The 15,817-nt window shown below is 52.9% G+C and carries 10 protein-coding genes; 6 read left to right on the forward strand and 4 right to left on the reverse strand.

The window, feature by feature from the left end:
- Nucleotides 1–5: 5 nt before the first annotated feature.
- The 4 genes from LG204_RS13115 to mtnA form a co-directional block, all read right to left on the reverse strand.
- On the reverse strand, nt 6–1,634 hold the full coding sequence (locus LG204_RS13115; protein WP_230337697.1) for a CTP synthase: 1,629 nt from the start codon (nt 1,632–1,634) through the stop codon (nt 6–8).
- A 106-nt stretch (nt 1,635–1,740) separates the two neighbouring features.
- A complete protein-coding gene (locus tag LG204_RS13120; protein ID WP_230337698.1) occupies nt 1,741–3,207 on the reverse strand; it encodes an NAD(P)H-hydrate dehydratase in 1,467 nt (488 codons plus the stop codon).
- A gap of 52 nt (nt 3,208–3,259) precedes the next feature.
- Nucleotides 3,260–3,925 (reverse strand): class II aldolase/adducin family protein, encoded by a 666-nt coding sequence (locus tag LG204_RS13125; RefSeq protein ID WP_230337699.1) that lies wholly within the window; start codon nt 3,923–3,925, stop codon nt 3,260–3,262.
- 93 nt (nt 3,926–4,018) lie between these two features.
- A complete protein-coding gene (gene mtnA, locus LG204_RS13130) occupies nt 4,019–5,173 on the reverse strand; it encodes an S-methyl-5-thioribose-1-phosphate isomerase (RefSeq protein WP_230337700.1) in 1,155 nt (384 codons plus the stop codon).
- A gap of 891 nt (nt 5,174–6,064) precedes the next feature.
- Between mtnA and LG204_RS13135 the strand changes: the two genes are divergently transcribed.
- The 6 genes from LG204_RS13135 (at nt 6,065) to gspG (ending at nt 15,817) form a co-directional block, all read left to right on the forward strand.
- On the forward strand, nt 6,065–9,595 hold the full coding sequence (locus LG204_RS13135; RefSeq protein ID WP_230337701.1) for a TonB-dependent receptor domain-containing protein: 3,531 nt from the start codon (nt 6,065–6,067) through the stop codon (nt 9,593–9,595).
- Nucleotides 9,596–9,750: 155 nt separating this feature from the next.
- The gene (locus LG204_RS13140; protein ID WP_230337702.1) at nt 9,751–10,689 is read left to right on the forward strand and encodes a hypothetical protein; all 939 of its coding nucleotides are present in this window, start codon (nt 9,751–9,753) and stop codon (nt 10,687–10,689) included.
- A 75-nt stretch (nt 10,690–10,764) separates the two neighbouring features.
- A complete protein-coding gene (locus LG204_RS13145) occupies nt 10,765–11,655 on the forward strand; it encodes a hypothetical protein (protein WP_230337703.1) in 891 nt (296 codons plus the stop codon).
- A 280-nt stretch (nt 11,656–11,935) separates the two neighbouring features.
- Complete coding sequence (locus tag LG204_RS13150) at nt 11,936–14,257, forward strand: calcium-binding protein (RefSeq protein WP_230337704.1); 2,322 nt, start codon at nt 11,936–11,938, stop codon at nt 14,255–14,257.
- 147 nt (nt 14,258–14,404) lie between these two features.
- The gene (locus LG204_RS13155; protein WP_230337705.1) at nt 14,405–15,322 is read left to right on the forward strand and encodes a hypothetical protein; all 918 of its coding nucleotides are present in this window, start codon (nt 14,405–14,407) and stop codon (nt 15,320–15,322) included.
- Nucleotides 15,323–15,346: 24 nt separating this feature from the next.
- Nucleotides 15,347–15,817 carry a type II secretion system major pseudopilin GspG gene (gene gspG, locus LG204_RS13160; protein ID WP_230337706.1) on the forward strand — a complete coding sequence of 157 codons (471 nt, stop codon included), beginning with the start codon at nt 15,347–15,349 and terminating at the stop codon, nt 15,815–15,817.

Genomic DNA, 15,817 nt, shown 5'->3' on the forward strand with positions numbered 1-15,817 from the left:
CCAGCCTATTTGTTTTTTCTGGCTAATGCTGCCTTCACATAAGCCTTGAACAGCGGATGCCCGGTACGCGGATTGGACGTGAACTCCGGGTGGAACTGGCATGCCACGAACCACGGATGCACATCCTGCGGCAACTCGATCATTTCACAGAGATTTTCCGTGGGTGTACGTGCCGAAATCACCAGGCCTGCTGCCTGCAATTGCTCAACGTAATGATTGTTGACTTCATAGCGATGGCGATGGCGTTCATTGACTTCGCTGCCATAAATGGCGGCCGCCATGGTGCCCGGCTCGATAGGGCACTTCTGCGCACCCAGGCGCATGGTGCCGCCTAGGTCTGAGTCTTCGCTGCGCACTTCCACATTGCCACTGGCGTCTTTCCACTCGGTGATCAGGCCAACCAAGGGATGCGGCCCTTCCGGATTGAACTCGGTGCTGTTGGCATCGGCAAGACCGGCCACATCACGGGCAAATTCAATCACCGCCAGCTGCATGCCAAGGCAGATACCCAGATAAGGTACCTTGTTTTCACGGGCATAGCGGATAGCGGCAATCTTACCTTCAGTACCGCGCTTGCCAAAGCCACCGGGGACCAGAATCGCATCCATAGCCTTCAGCGCACCGGTGCCGCTTTTCTCGATATCTTCCGAATCAATATAGTGAATCTTGACCTTGGATTCGGTATGGATACCTGCGTGTATCAAGGCTTCAGTTAACGACTTATAGGATTCGGTCAGATCAACATATTTGCCGACAAAGGCAATATTGACTTCATAGCGCGGGTTTGCCAGCGCATGCACGATCTTGTTCCAGCTGGAAAGATCGGCGGCGCGCGCCAGAATATTCAGCTTGTGGCAGACAATCTCATCCAGCATCTGGTCATGCAGTAGACCGGGAATCTGGTAGATAGAGCTAGCGTCGATAGCCGAAATCACGGCTTCTGGTGCGACATTGGTAAAGAGAGCAATCTTGCGGCGCTCATCATCCGGAATCGCACGATCAGCACGGCACAGCAGGATGTCAGGCTGAATACCGATTTCGCGCAACTCTTTTACCGAGTGCTGCGTAGGCTTGGTCTTCAGCTCGCCTGCTGCTGCAATCCATGGCAACAGGGTGAGATGGATATAACAGGCGTTGGACTTGCCCTCTTCAATTCCCATCTGGCGAATCGCCTCCAGGAATGGCAGGGACTCGATATCGCCCACGGTACCGCCCACTTCGACGATGGCGACATCGGCACCTTCGGCACCACGCTTGATGTGAGCCTTGATCTCGTCGGTGATATGCGGAATGACTTGTACCGTCTTGCCCAGATATTCACCGCGACGTTCTTTTTTTATAACGGTTTCGTAAATCTGGCCAGTAGTGAAGTTATTGCGTTTGGCCATGCGGGCGCTGATAAAGCGCTCATAGTGGCCAAGGTCGAGGTCGGTTTCAGCGCCGTCGTCGGTGACAAACACTTCACCGTGCTGAAACGGGCTCATGGTGCCCGGGTCGACGTTAATGTAGGGATCTAGCTTGAGCATGGTAACTTTGATACCACGCGATTCGAGAATTGCGCCTAAGCTTGCGGCTGCAATGCCTTTACCAAGTGAGGAAACAACCCCGCCGGTAACGAATACGTATTTGGTCATGTGATGGAGCTTTTCGGACATTGCGGACGGAAGCGTATTTTACTGGAAACGGCCATTCGCCACAAATGACAATTGGCCTTGCCCAGCGCCCCCATGCGTCCAGCCATCAGGTGTGCGCGGCACTCACCCAGCGATTGAGCAAGCGCCTGGCAGACAGCATGACTTCGGTGGCGGTGAGGCCGACAGGCCCCTGACCATGGGCCACTGCCGCATCGGCAGCCGCCCCATGCAAGTACACCGCCAGCAAGGTAGCTTCGAGCAAATGCATGCCCTGTGCCGCCAGCGCGACAATGATGCCAGTCAAGGTATCCCCCATGCCCGCACTGCCCAGCCCGGGGTTGCCGCTTGCGTTGATCCACCAGCGCCCATCCGGTGTCGACACCACCGTGCCGCAGCCCTTGAGCAGCACAATGGCCTGATAGCGCACTGCCAGCGCTTGGGCAGAAGCAATGCGGTCTGCCTGCAGGTTGGCAGTATCGGTAGCCAGCAAGGTCGCTGCTTCGCCAGGGTGAGGTGTCATCACCACCGAACCGGCTGCTCGCTCAGCCAAACGCCGTTGCAAATCGGTATCCGCCGCCAGCAGATTCAGTGCATCGGCATCCAGCACCAGCGGCGCCGGGTTTGCCAGGGCCTGCTGCAAGGCAGCATGCGCTTCACTGGAATGCCCCATACCGGGCCCCACCGCCAGCGCATGCACAAATGGCAACTGATCAACTGCGCGCAGCATCAATTCCGGATAATCCGCATCCAGCGCAGGAGCAGCCGGGTCCAGCAGAACGGCATAAACGCGCCCAGCGCCAAGTAGCAGCGCCGCACGGGCCGTCAGCAATGCAGCACCTGTCATGCTGGCAGCACCCCCAATCACCCCCGCACTGCCATTGCTGCCTTTGTGACTATTCAGGCGCCTGCGGGCAGGCAAGGTGAAAGGCGCATCCAGCAAGGTACCGTCGGCTTCTGGCAAAGGCGGCAAGCCGAGCAAATCCACATGCACTTTCCCGGCATGGTCCGGGCCATCGAGCGTATAGAGCCCGGGTTTGCGGCCGAGAAAGGTAATGGTATGGGTCGCACGAACAGCGGCACCCAGCACCACGCCGGTATCTGCGGCGAGGCCGCTGGGAATATCAATCGCCAGCACGGGCACCGGCAGCGCATTAATGCGAGCCACCAGGTCTGCCATGTCGCCGGTGAGCGGCCGTTGCAAGCCAATGCCAAACAAACCATCAATCACCAGCTGCCATGACTGCGAGCCCGCCGTCGGCCACTGACTCAGCACCTCACCACCGCACTCCAGCCATCCATCATAAGCATGCGCGGCATCCGGCGGCAGACTATTGCGTTGCCCGGTAAATACCACCGTCACCTCATGCCACCAGGCCTTGAGATAACGCGCGGCGACAAACGCATCGCCGCCATTGTTGCCGGGGCCTGCCACCACCAGAATGCGGTGATGGCCTTCAGCCAATAGTGAGCGCGCCAGGGTAGCCACCGCATGCCCGGCCCGTTCCATCAAAGGTTCTGCTTTATGCTGAAGTTCCAGCGCACGCAGGGTGTCTGTCAGATATAGCGCTTGCATGTTGACTCTCGAATATTCGTTTTTGCCTGGCCTGTAAACACCATGTGCAACGTCATGCGGATGACGATACGGACAAGGGCATTGACTCTGCCCAAGCCCCATAGCCCTTGAACTGTTCAAACACCTCCGCCATTTCGGCTTCAGTAAGCAACACCGGCTCGCCAATCTGCAAGGCTCGCCAATATTGCTCACACAGGGTTTCCACCTCTTGCGCGACATCCAGCGCCTGCTTGAGGGTGGCGCCGAGGGCGATCATGCCGTGATTTGCCAGCAGGCAGGCCCGCCTATCCTGCAAGGCCAGCAAGGCTGCATCCGACAAAGCCTGTGAACCAAACAGCGCGTATGGCGCACAGCGAATGTTGCTGCCACCAGCCACGGCAATCATGTAATGAAAAGGGGGAATGTCGCGACGCAGGCAAGCAAGACTGGTAGCAAAAGTGGAGTGCAGGTGGATCACCGCGCCGACCTCGGGCCGCGCCTGCAAGATATCCCGGTGAAAACGCCATTCGCTGGAAGGCTTGCAGCCCGCCTTGTGTTTGCCCGCCATGTCCATCAGCACCATGTCGTGCGGGGTCATGGCATCGACTTCCATGCCCGAGGGCGTGATGAAAAACCCTTTATCGCTACGCACGCTGACATTACCGGAGGTGCCGCGATTAAGCCCCAACTCCACAAGCTTGCGGCAGGTGTTCAACAGGTTTTCGCGCTGACTGAGCATGATGGTGTTCACTCCCGGAACGTGAACTGCGATCTTACACGGATTGCCGCCGCTTGACTGCGGGATACCCGCGGGCTGGGCATACGCAATATGCTAGCCAGGCATGCCCCGACCATCCGCACTGAAAAGCTGGCGCAATACCGCCGGGGTGGCGATGCCACGTTCGGTAATAATCCCCGTGACCAGCCTGGCAGGCGTCACATCAAATGCGGGATTGGCGGCCTGACTGCCTAGTGGCGTAATCCGTATGCGCTGCATGGCATGGCCTGTCGGCTTGTCATGCAGGCCATCACTGGCACTATCCATCACCAGCCCTTGCATGTAGTGCACCTCATCTGCATCGCGCTCTTCTATCGGAATCTCGCGGACGCCATCCTGCATGCCCCAGTCTATGGTGGGTGATGGCACCGCCGCATAAAACGGCACGTCATTATCATAGGCCGCCAGCGCCTTGAGATAGGTGCCGATCTTGTTGCAGACATCGCCTGTCGCCGTCACCCTGTCCGCCCCCACGATCACGCAATCCACCTTGCCATGCTGCATCAGGTGCCCACCCGCGTTGTCGCTGATGATGGTATGCGGCACGCCATGCTGCGCCAGCTCCCAGGCGGTCAAAGCCGCGCCCTGATTGCGCGGCCGGGTTTCGTCTACCCACACATGCACCGCCAGCCCGGCCTCATGCGCGGCATATATAGGTGCCAAGGCTGTTCCCCAATCCACGGTTGCCAGCCAGCCCGCATTGCAATGCGTGAGTATCTGCAAGGGCTGCGCCGCAGAGCCGCGACCACGCGCACTCGCCAACGCACGCAGCATTTCCAGACCATGCTGGCCTATGGCCTGATTCAGCGCGACATCTTCATCGCAAATCACCACCGCCTCTCGCCAGGCAGCCGCTGCACGCTCATCCACCGGCAATGCCAGGAGCAAGCGCTGCATGCGCCGCACCGCCCAGCGCAGGTTTACCGCCGTTGGCCGACTCTGCAACAAGGCTTCACCTGTGCGCTCAATGTCGGCATCTTGCGCCCCATCCCCATTAGCCAGACCCAGCGCCATGCCATACGCTGCTGCCGCACCTATCAACGGCGCACCGCGCACCTGCATGTGCTTGATGGCATACACCATGGCATGCAGTGTAGCGATACGGACGATATGCAAACGGTGCGGCAACTGGGTCTGGTCGATAATCTCCACAGCCCCGCCCTCTACTACCGGCCAAATTGTGCGAAAAAAAGCTTGATTTATTTTCATTTCAAGGGGCGCCCAATACGAAATATTCCTATCCACAAAATCTGTGGATAATTGTGTGGATAGCTGTGACTTAAAAATGTAACCATTGCATTTATAAGGACTTTTTAAAATCGCTTATTTTTTGAACTTATTTTCAACTTATTGATTTGTATAAGTAAATTCGTATGTTATTGGATTTGTATCATTTTTTTACAAGAGTTAATGTAACACTTTAGGTGGTGTGTATAAATGAACCGCAAAGATCACCTTTTGGTGCAGGTTGCAAGTGTTTTTTGAGCATGTGCTACATGTTTCCTAATCTCTCCAAACCACCATGCCTCTCCTTCGAACTAATGAGTTTTCTCCCCCACATCCCGATACACTAATTCTAATCATACTGCCCGTTTACTCCACTTGGCATTTGCAAAACCTAGACTTGGCACATGCATAATTCGGGAAAAATTCCCGACCCGTCTTTAAAAGCCTATTAGTTTAAAAATGGCTGTTAGCAACCAAACTGGTTGGATAAAAACAACCAACTTGGTTCAAACCAACCAATAAACCTCGGTAGGTGTTTACAAGTTTTTACAAACAAAAAATGTCAAATCTATTTGAATATTAAAGAATATTTACCATTATAGTTACATAATTTTACATTTGGCACGGCTTTTGCCCCTTCATTCTCATAGTGGAGGGATGTCAATGCTAAACAATAATACTCATAACCAATCAACAAAAAACTATATAAACATCAGCTCAAGCCCTGCCCTAAAGGGCAACGTGATTAGACAACGGGAAAGCAGTCAGCCATTACCCACTCGCCAGAGAACCGGGAAAATTTCCCGAGCTGTAGGTGCCTATTGCATGGCCCTTTGCGCACATGCTTACGCACAAGACATTGAGGCAGAATATTTGGCTGAATCTACGCAGCCGACGGTAAACCTACCCAGAACCGCCGAAAGCTATAACGTTTCAAAGGGCGTGCTACTTGCTGCAGGCACTGACGAAACTAATGGCATGCCAACTCAGGCGACAAAAGACGCCAATACCTTGCCCGGCGAAAAGCCCGAACTAAAACTCCAGGCCATAGAAGTTCGCGCCAAGCGCTTTTATGAAATTGGCCCCCTGCCTGGCCTGGGACTGACCAAAGAAGAGATCCCCGGCAATGTCCAAAGCCTTAACGCAAAAGACATCAAGGATGCACATGCGCTCAGCCTGACCGATTTGATGAATTCGAGACTGCAATCCGTTAGTGTCAATGATTACCAGAGCAACCCTTTTCAGATGGATCTGAATTACCGTGGCTTTACTGCAAGTCCACAACTCGGCACTGCACAAGGCATTTCTGTTTTCCTCGACGGCATCCGGGTTAACGAACCTTTTGGCGATGTGGTCAACTGGGACATGCTTCCGCTAAATGCACTGGCGGGGATGGATATTTTCCCAGGTTCCAATCCCATTTTTGGCTTGGGGACCTTGGGTGGTGCGCTATCCATGCGCACTAAAAGCGGTTTTTCTGAGCCCGGCGTCAATGCTGAAATAGTGACAGGCTCCTTTGGGCGTAAACAGTTGCAAGCGTCTGGCGGTTGGAATAATGGGGTTATTGCTGGTTTTCTTTCAGGTAATTTTTTCCTGGAGGATGGCTGGAGAGATGACTCGCCAAGCCGCGTAAACCAACTCTTTGGTAAAGCTGAATGGCAAAATGAAAAACTCAGGTTCGGCCTTTCCATGCTCTATGCCGGCAACAAGCTGACAGGCAATGGCTTACTGCCACAGCAAATGGTAGACCAGGATCCTAGCCAGGTTTACACATCTCCAGATGTAAGTCGCAATCGGCTCATGCAGTTTCAAGCAACGGGAACCTGGGATGTCAGCGACACCTTCAGCATCACCGGGCAGATATATAACCGCAACAGCAAACGCAAAACCAGCACGGCTGATGTCAATGAAAATTTTGGTGGCGCGGGTGCAGATGCCAATAGATCAGGCAATGTGGTGACAGACAAATCCAGTGATCAGCAATTATTGCCAGGGTTGTCTGATATCAACCAGGATGGCAGACCTGACTACAACAACTATGCCGTCAATGTGGCTGCAGATGAGTTTGGCAACCCCCTGACAAAGTCGGGACAAATCTGCACGGACCCCGCTGACGCTTGCGTGAATGATCTGGCTTATGGCACTCGTTTTGATACTCCGGCCGTGATTGGTCAGGGGCAGGTAGACGCTGTGGACGGCTCAGGCGCCAAGGTCTGGAACTGGACCACAGACCCGCGAGTAGGATTGGAAGATACGAATGTTCGCTCGAATCTTCCTGATGTATTCAATGCTCCCGCCACGGCTACCTATAATCAGTTGATTGACGCCGCCCGGAAAAACCGCGCGATAGTCTATGCCACAAATATCGACAGATCCGGCCTTGTTTATGATTCTCCTACCGTGCATCCGGGTACAGGACAGCCCACGTATAACTACAACCCCATCCTCAATCCGCAAAACGTCATTGGGGGGTATACAGACGACAAGGGATTTTATAACTATTACTATGAGCTTCCGGTGATCGCTTCCACGGGTCAAACCGTGCTGGGCATAGGACAAGGGGTATATCTAAATGGCATTGTCACCCCTGTCAAACGCGATGCAAATGGTCAGATTATTTACCGTGACGGTAAGTATGCAACGCTGGCAGGCTTATCCAATGCGACCGGTTCCGCTGATGGAACGCCTACCGCCCTTTTTACGGATACCCAGATTGATCAGATAGGCAAGGGAGCCTCGCTCCAATTCAACTGGAATCTGGATAAGCATAAGTTCATGGTAGGCACGTCCATAGACAAGGCCGATGCAACTTATGACAGCAAACAGTATTTAGGATTGCTGGATAGAAACCGCCATGCATATACAGACCCCAGCCAATTGGGCTGGGAATATGACAAAACCACCGCAGACAACGGGTTTGGCCTGAATGACTTTGCAGGTAACTCCACGACTAAAAGTATTTATGCCAGCGAAACCTGGAATCCCATCAAGAGCCTGAGCATCACTACATCTGCGCGTTTTAATCATACCCGAGTCAATAACGAACTTGCCGTTAATAACCTTTTCCGCTTTTCTAGCGTCAACGATGTATTGAGACTCCTGCAGAACCTGCAGGTCTTGTGTCCAGACACCAATCAGAATGGTGTCGCCGAAGCTTCAGAATGCCCCACTGGCTTAGGCACCATACTCCCCTTTGACCCCAATAATGCTGCGGGTATCGGCAGCTTGATAGGCACGAGTACGGGAGAAACACTTGCCTCCATGCGCGCAACAGAAAAGGAAAGTTTTACTTATCGCTCATTTAATCCTGCGTTAGGCGCGACCTGGCAAGCCAATGAGCGGCTAAATGTCTATGGCAACATAAGTCGTGGCGCTCGCACACCAACGGTCATCGAACTTGGTTGCGCTTACGACGACACACCAATTGCGACTAAATTCTCTAACGGCGTTCCCGTCGAGTTCAGACCTCGCTCCATTGCGGAGCAACGCACATGCACATTGCCAGGGGCCATGTCCGGCGACCCTTATTTAAAGCAGGTGCGCTCGACCAGCATGGAGGTGGGAGCTCGCGGTGCGCTCACGCAAGACCTGGAATGGAATGCAAGCCTTTACCGTACCGATTTGCAAGATGATATTTACTTCGTGAGCGTAAATGCCCAGAGCAGTTTCTTCCAGAATATAGGTGAGACCCGCCGCCAAGGGCTCGAAATGGGTTTGAAAGGCAAAATGGGCAGAGCCAGTTTCTCCCTGAACTACAGCCTGACCGATGCAACCTTCCAGTCTGCCTTTGACATGCTAAGCCCCCATAACAGTAGCGCGGGCAATGTGATTGATGTCAATGAGCGAACCGGCGAAGGCTCCTATGGCAGGATAAGGGTCAATCCTGGCAACCGGATTCCCGGCATTCCACTTCATAACTTCAATGCCAACTTCAGTTACAACCTCACCGAAAAATGGGTTGTCAGCCTGGGCGCGGTGATGCACTCCAGCATTTTTGTACGTGGCAATGAAAACAATGAACACCAGGCGGGAGCAGCGAAACCCATTGTAAGCCCCTATTGCGTAGACCCGAACACCTCTCAGCAATACACCTGTGAAATTCCCCGTGCAGATTTCGGGCCCGGCAAGCTGCCTGGCTATGCCGTATTCAACTTCAAAACAAGCTACAAGCTTGCTCCTGAGTGGACGCTAGGCTTGATCGTCAACAATCTGTTTGATCGCGAATACGCCAGTGCCGGGCGTCTGGGGCTCAATGCGTTCTCCCCCTCGATCCGTGGCTTTGTCGGAGCCAATGGTTTTAATTACAACAGCAGCGATTGGCAAGGCTCGAGTTTTGTCGGCACGGGAGCACCGAGAGCGGCTTGGGTATTTCTTAGTTACGAGTTTCAGCCTCAAGGCCGGTAAATTATGACGAATGAATTGTAAATGGCATTTACAGCCACCTTCCGGATTCATCCCACATCAAACTTAGAACTCGCAAAGCACTAATGGTGATGTTGGTGAATTGGTGCTGCAGGCAGCCATAAATGCCTGCCAATTGTAATGTATTGGAGACAAGAATGAAAAAGTCGATTATGCAAGCTGCCATTTTGGCCGCCTTGGGTATCAGCGCTACACAAGCCTCCGCAACTGGCTTTGTAACCCTGCCTACCTCTGGTACCAGCGCTTATGTTCAATGCAGGGTAGCAGGGAACTTCGGCTCCCAGTCCGACAACACTCTACCGACAACAACAACGGACAATGCTTGCGCCATATTGGATGTCGCATCATCACCATACAATGCAGTATCTACCATTAACAGCGTTCCCGAAACAGGTTACAGCCTGGTGGTTGGCTCTGCAGTCACAAGTAGCATCACTGCATTTTCCGAAACCGTTGCTACATTGAATGAGCGTGTTTTTCGTAACGCGACAACTGGTGAGTGCATCTACGCAAAACAAGTGCTGATGTCGTCCAGCACGACTCATGATTACAACCCACAGTTATCAGGCACGCAAGGTCTTGAAGTCAATGACTTTGCCTTTGGTGGCTATAGTGGCACCGTGTCTGCGGCCTACTCCAAGGGGAATACATCTACCTTATCGTCGGCGTATCGTATTGGGCGTACATTTACCTCAGTGCAAATGCAATCTGCTTCCCCATTCACCTCTCCAGCAACTGGGTATTTGGTATTGCCCACCGCAGGTGGGACAGCTGGCACCGAGATAAATGGTGTGGGCCAAACACTGTCGCCTCCAGGTAGCCCAACAGCGGCCCAACAGCAAGCTCCGTTTAGTGCTAACTGGGTCGACTACACTGTAGATACATCTGGTGTAGCGGATGAAGATGGGTTCCCCAACATTAATTCGCCCATTATGTATATCAAGCAATCTTGCACCAGCGGCAGTGCTCCAGCCTTGGCTAATAGCTTCAAAATTCGCCAGACCGGTCAGGAAAGCCAGCCATGGGTCACCATCACGACCTCATCGCGCGCTCCAGGTACTACTCTCACCCCCTAATCTTTAGTTATTAACGGGAACGTTCGCGCAGCGGAAACACTACGCTGCGCGAACATTAACTGGATGATGTCTGGAATGACTTTATTACGTATGAAGTTTCTATTGAAAACACTTGCCATTGCATTTTTCAGCATGATTGCCAGTACCAGCGCCCTTTCGCAATCAGGCTTTTCACCGCTGCCGAATGCGGAAAATGGGCAATCAGCCTACATATTATGCAATCCAAGCGGCCGTTTTGGGCTTGGGGAGTCGCTGCCTCCGCAGGGGCAAAATAACGATACCTGCTCAGTGAGTAGCCCTGCGTTAATAAACAGCGCCGCCAGTGCGCCAATGAGTGGTTATCGACTGATTGGGGTTCTTGTCAGCGATGTACAGATACCAGCCAAATTTGCCGGATCTAATGATGTTGCAGCCATCATGACTGATGCTATTTGGAGGAATGATGCCAATACCGAATGTATTCTTGGCATCCAATTAGAAATGAAAGATGCGCCATTGAATAATGGTGATTATTTTGAAATTAACGATATCGTCCGTAGTGGATTTAGCAATAAACAGATATCTGTAGCCTACTTTCACAAACCCCATACAGGCTCGTCTGGTGGTAATACGGAAGTATTGTTTCGCGCTGGCAGATCCTTCACTAGCTCCCTGCCAGAAGAAGCTAATCCATTACCGATGATAACTGGAGCGCCAATAGCCAGCTCAGCATTCAGTGACACGAATTCTGCTGCATATAGTGATAACTGGGTGACTTTCACAACCGATATTAGTTTTCACGATATTGACGGCTCCAGCAGGGCTATCTCATCAATTTTTTATATTCATTACCCATGCGACGCACGCGATCCTGTTGTAAAGCCTGACGCGATACGGCTGAGGTCCGCAGGACATGGCAAGCAAGACAGAATTGAAGTCGCCGTGGCAGGTTTGGTTCCAGCCGATGGGGAAGTAGAGAAATACTAATGGTACGCAGACTGAGGATTACTAGAATGAAAAAAGTGCATTTACGGCCACATTAAGCATTCAGCCGGCGTCTTCCCAGAGCATTGTTCAGACACTTGTGGAGAAACTGGCGGAATTGGTGCTGCAGGCAGCCATAAATGCCTGCTCATTGTAACGAGAGATCGCATGAATAAAAACTGTATTTCGCGCATGCGAATTACTTCATTCCCTATCAAGTTTGGTTAGGTAGTGAAATGCTTTTAATCAACGATCTTTAAAACTGACTATGAGGATGGAAAAAATGGCTATCAAAATATTTAACCCCACCGAAACGACATATACAGGGACAACATCCGCCGATCTGATTATCGGAAATAACCTAGGTAACGAAATATATGGTCTAGGCGGAAATGACCTGATTTTGGGGTTGGGTGGTGATGACTTTATCGACGGTGGTGAAGGGAATAATGTCATTGATGGTGGTACTGGCAATGATTACCTTCAAACAGGTAGCGGAAACGATGTCGTTTTGGGCGGCGAAGGTGACGACATTGTTGAAGCTGGAGATGGTAATAACATCATAGATGGTGGAAGCGGAAATGATTTCATTTCGTCAGGAAGTGGCAATGATCTTGTAAATGGCGGCGATGGTGATGACCAAGTGTTTGCTGGCGCTGGAAATAATGTCGTTTACGGCGGCGATGGCAACGACTCTATCAATAGCCTTGAGGGTGATGACATCATTTATGGTGGTGACGGGAATGATCAAATCCTCGCGGGTGATGGTGACGACATCATCAATGGCGGTGCCGGTGCAGATCTTATCACTGGCGAAGGCAGCACAGCAGGCGACGAATCCGTCGTGGGGAATCAATATTACGTTACTGACAATGACACCATTCAGGGCGGGGAAGGCAATGATACATTCCTGATCACCGGAGAGTTTGATGGTGTTTCCGTGATCAATGGTGGCACCTCAGAATTGGATAATGAAGGCGAAGAAGCCATCTATGTCGATGTTGAGGATGATGAGGAAACCGGTGTCCTGTCTGCATTTAATACAGAAACCGGGGAAATTGAACCACTAACCACCCTCGCACAAGCAGAGCAAGCCGAAACAGATGTTCGTCTTAATATTGTCACTCGTCCCGGTTCTAGTGCCATCAGCACTTTTGGAACGACTGTTGCTGGTTACAACGCAGTAGACACTATTGAGTTCAACCACAGTGGTGATTATGACGAGTCACTTGAATTCACAGGGATCGAACGTATTGAACTGGCGAGCGGCGTCAATATCACCCTCTCCGCCGAGCAACTGGAAGAAAACGGCGAATCCTTGAGCCTGGGTGAATTGAATCCAGGCACCCATATTTATGGGGTTGCCGGTGGTCCTACTGAGTCTGTGACTATTGAGCTCGAGTATGAAGAAGCAGAGTTCGAGCCTGCCAGCACTATTGTGGGAGCAGAGGAAGTCACCTACGAAAAAGCCGCTGTCGAGTTTGACGACTTCTCGGTGGCCGAGCTTTTCCATAACGTCGATATTATCTATGACGCTAGCGAAGGCGAGGCAGGCAGCTTTACTCGTATCGACGGTGCCAATGAGTCCGCCGGTGCGCACGAGATCGTCTATGGTAGCGAAGGTGTAGATTACGCGACCATGCGTCTGGGCGATGACACCTACTATGGTAACGGCGGCAACGACCTGTTGATCGGCCATGGCGGTGCGGACCATCTGGATGGCGGCGAAGGCGATGACATTTTCGTGATCGGTGGATTTGGCAGCGGCGTGCAGGGCACAACCTCCAAGGCAGATGACGGTAATCCCGAGTGGATTGCCACGGGTGCCAAGCATGATGTGATTATTGGTGGTGAAGGTACCGATACCTTGCGCGTGACTACCGGGATTGGCGCTAACAGCCAGGCAGCAGGCACTGTGGTGCTCAACGACGACAACTTCCAGGAAATGGAAGTAGTACAAGTGGGTGGCACTGTTGGACGCTTAAATGTGGAAAACACAGACCTGCAATTGCTGAACGACCATTACTACTTCAACGCCAATGGTAGCGTGTCCAATCTTTCCAATACGCTGGGCAACAACGGCGGCACCATCAACAATGTAGTGATTGATGCTTCCGGTGTTACCGCCAATGGCCTGACCTTTGAAGGTAATGCCAATACCCAGACCTTCATCGGCACGACCCAGGATGACCGTTTCGTCGGCAACGGCGGCAACGACACCCTGACCGGCAACGATGGCTCTGACACCTTTGTCTTTGGCAAGGTGCACACCCAGGTCGTTACTGGTGCGTCGACTACCGTGCAGGAGTATGTCGATACGGCGTTCAACCTGACTGGCGTAGACACCATCACGGACTTCCTCAGCGGCACGGATTTCCTGGAGCTGAATACTGACCAGTTCTCTTCCCTGGTTGGATTTGGCGCAGGCAATTTTGTGGTGGGTGCGGGCGCGACAGCGGCCGATGCCAACGACTACCTGCTGTTTGATAGCAACACACACACCCTGAGCTACGATGCCGATGGTAACGGCGTTGGCGCTGCGATCAACATCGCGGTGCTGACTGGCGTGACCTCGCTTAGCGTGGATGACATTGTTGTAGTTTAACAAGCGGTATGGGGCGGGCATGCGTGCCTGCCCCTTTACTGATGTGATGAAGATACCAGTCGCGCGTTTACAAGCACTGCCCCATGGGCAATCCATAAGTCTGGCATCCGCCATGCTGCATATTGCTTTTGCCTGGATTACATATTGATGCACCCATACAGAATACTACTGTTGCTCCTCTGCCTGCTGGCTTGCCCGTCTGCCTGGAGCGCAGGTTTTGAGCCTATGCCGCTGAAGGGCTTTACCGATGAGCATGGGCAAAGTGCCTATCGCCTGTGCAATGCCAGTGGCAACTTTGGTTTTGGTCACACAATTAGTCCGCAAGCTGGCCGATACGACACTTGCGCAGTGTTTCCACATTCGCCGCTTGAGGCACCACTACCCGGATTCACGCTGGTTGTTTCTGCCATGCGGGAAGCCACTCTTCCAGCCTCGCCTGATGCTAGCGAGAAAACCCTGGCCACCCTAACCGACATGCTATGGCGCAATGCCGACAAAAGCGCTTGCCTCTATGGAACGCGCCTCATCATGCGGCATGGCGACCATGCCGACTATCAGCCAGATACGCCTGGCACCCAGTTACTGCATGTGCAGGACATCACGCGCGGCGGCTTTAAAGACCAACCGGTGGACATTGCATATAGCCCTCAGCCCAACATTGCCAAGCCACTTTACCGGGCAAGCCGCAGCTTCAGTTCGGTACAGTATCGCGGTAAGCATGAAGACGCTGCTAGCGGATACCTGGCGTTGCCTGCCTTGGCGCCCCATCCAACCCCGGCGATTGTCGGACTTGCCGATGTTGATTCCGGCAAGGTACCCAGCCTCGCCGAACAGTCAGCCGCCGTCGACAGCAATTGGGTAACGTTTACCACCTATCTGACGGCAGCCCGGCAAAGCAAAAAAATAAGCGCTGTCTCAAGCCTGTTTTATATCAAGTCGACCTGCCCTGCCGAACCGCTTGAGGCGAAGGCTGGCGCGATTCGATTGCGCCAGACCATGCCCCCATTCATGGAGCTGAGCCTGCCTGGATTTGTGCCAGCTGGCGGCCATGTTGACACCCCTTGAACTGTTAATTGAAAGCTGATTGCCATGCTGCATACCCCTTTACTTTGCCTTTCCAGGTCTTTGCCTATCCGTCACACAGCGCAAGTCACCCAGCGTGCACGCGGCTTCACCCTGCTCGAACTCCTCGTCGTCATGGTCATTATCGGTTTGCTGGCAGGCTATGTCGGGCCGAAATACTTCGCCCAGATTGGCAAATCGGAAGTAAAAACCGCCAAGGCGCAGATAGACGCCCTGGGCAAGGCGCTGGATCAATATCGGCTGGATACCGGGCATTACCCGACGACAGAGCAAGGGCTGGCGGCACTGAATGGCGCGCCTTCGGATGAGCCGAACTGGCAAGGGCCCTATCTGCAGAAAACCGTGCCGAATGACCCCTGGGGCAAGGCGTATCAATATAAATACCCGGGCGAGCATGGCGAGTATGACCTGTGGTCGTTTGGCAAGGATGGCCAGGCGGGTGGCAAAGATGAGTTTGCCGATGTGGTGAACTGGTAG

It is taken from the genome of Methylovorus menthalis, from assembly GCF_020523625.1.
Classification (GTDB): domain Bacteria; phylum Pseudomonadota; class Gammaproteobacteria; order Burkholderiales; family Methylophilaceae; genus Methylovorus; species Methylovorus menthalis.